The sequence below is a fragment of the Vibrio sp. V43_P6S15P86 genome, from assembly GCF_009904725.1.
Taxonomy (GTDB): Bacteria; Pseudomonadota; Gammaproteobacteria; order Enterobacterales; family Vibrionaceae; genus Vibrio; species Vibrio diabolicus.
In genome coordinates this window covers 1-2,231 of record NZ_WXWT01000038.1, presented here as the reverse complement: position 1 = coordinate 2,231, position 2,231 = coordinate 1, and the positions used below count along the sequence as shown (strand labels likewise).

Sequence of the window (2,231 nt, the reverse complement as noted above, 5' to 3'; positions counted from 1 at the left end):
CTTAAGAACAGGCTTTAACTATAAAGGCTGGCGTATTCGTAACTATAGTACTTATAACTATGATGCGTATAACGATACTGAAGAGTGGAATGACTTAGGAACAAAAGTATTTCACGATGTAAAAAGTCTCAACAGCCGATTTGAAGCAGGTAACATCAGTACTCGTAGCAGTATTTTTGACAGCGTCAAAATTCTTGGTGCTCAGCTTGTTACTGAAGATTCCATGCTGCCGGAAAGTCAACGAGGCTTTGCTCCTGTTATCCACGGTATCGCAAATTCCAACGCTAAGGTAACCGTTGAGCAGGACGGTTCGGTCATTTATCAAACCGTTGTGTCTCCGGGTCAATTCGTGATTGATGATCTTTACCCAACCTCTTTAAGTGGTGACCTTGTTGTCACAATCAGAGAAGAAGATGGTTCAGAGCGCACGTTTATTCAACCATTCTCCAGCGTTCCGAATATGGTTCGTGAAGGTCAATTTAAATACACAGTTGCTGCTGGTCAATATGATGCGAGTAGCGTAGATTCTGATGCGATTGTCGCTGAAGCAAGTGCGATGTATGGTATCTCAAATGGTTTGACTGTGTATGGTGGCGCACAAACCTCCGAAGATTACAACGCTTTTGCATTAGGGCTTGGTTTGAGTCTGGGGCGCTTTGGTGCATTAACTGGCGACGTAACACACTCCATTGCTGATGTCGAAGGCCAAGGCTACACGCAAGGTCAATCGTACAGTATTAACTACTCGAAAGACATTGAGGAGATTGGCGCTTCATTCAACTTAGCTAGTTATCGCTATTCAACGGAGGATTTTTACACTCTAGAAGATCTACTGATTGAAAATGAAGGCTCAAACACTTTCTGGTGGGGCCTTGATGAGCGTAAAAAACAAAAATTACAGCTTAGCTTTAACCAACAGATCAATGATGGTGAGTGGGGTAGTCTATCGGTTTACGGCTACCAACAAGAGTACTGGGACAGTGATAATATCGACCGTAATTTAACGGCCAGCTACAGTAATAATTTTGATCGAGTCTCATATTCATTAAGCTACTCGATGATGGATTCGACTGCTTACTCTGATGACAGTCAAGTAATGTTGAATGTAAGTGTTCCTCTTGAGGGATGGTTCGACGGTGGTTATGTTGATTACGCCATCAGTAACGACAGCAATGATCATACGATTCAGCGTGCTGGGTACACAAATACAGCGTTAGAGGACGACAATTTATCTTACAGCATTGTTGCAACAGCAGAAGATGGCGAAGGTAATGACAGCATCTCGGCATCGACCAGTTACACTGGTAATCATGCTGATCTGAACGCGACAGTCAGCCACCGTAAAGACAGTACTCAAGTCAGCTATGGTGCGAGCGGTGCTGTAATCGTCCACTCTGACGGGGTGACCATGTCTCAACCGATTAACAGCGCGGATTACAATGGCGTAGTGTTAGTGGATACGAACCAGGCAGAAGACGTTCATATCGAAAACGGCACTGGCATTGACACCAATGGGTCAGGTTATGCGGTGGTCCCTTATGTGAACAGTTATCAAGCGAACGAGGTCGCGATTGATTCTGATTCACTAGGCAAAAACATGGAAGCGACAAACACAATCACTAAAGTTGTTCCAACGGCAGGTGCGATTGTTAAAGCCAAGTTTAACGTTAAAACAGGCTATAAAGCGCTATTCACGGTAGAGAATAAAGGGAAAGCCGTTCCATTTGGTTCGATTGTTAAAACACCAGAAGATGTGAATAACGAAATATCTTACGTAGGTAACGATGGCGTTGTGTATCTATCTGGACTAGAGAAGCAAGGCACATTGAATGTTCTATGGGGCAAAGATATTTGTACAATTAACTATGACCTATCAAATGAGTTAAACGGAGACTCATCAGGTATTGTTAAAAAGACCGTTCATTGTCAATAACCTCTAGCTGAATATGGAGCCGATAACCGGCTCCATAAATACAAATAAAACGTGTATTAGGTGTCGCTAATGATATTAGTTAAAAGTCGCGCTTTCGCATTAATAGGTTTGTGTTGCCTCGCTGTAACCTCTGTCTCTCATTCTGCTTCATTGAATAATGAACAGATAATGGTCGTCAAAGAAAAGCTATCGCAATTGACTCCCGAGCAAAAAGAACACATAAAAAATAAAATAAAGAGTTTAACACCAGAACAAAAGAAAATATTAAAGGCAAGCTCAAAGAAAAATTTAACACATT

General features: G+C 42.1%; 1 protein-coding gene. It reads left to right on the top strand.

The genetic code is table 11. From position 1 onward, the window contains the following. Window positions 1-1,933, top strand: a 1,933-nt coding sequence (locus tag CAG69_RS01755; RefSeq protein WP_161442437.1) for a fimbria/pilus outer membrane usher protein, incomplete at its 5' end; no start/stop codon positions are given. Between the last annotated feature and the right edge of the window lie 298 nt (window positions 1,934-2,231).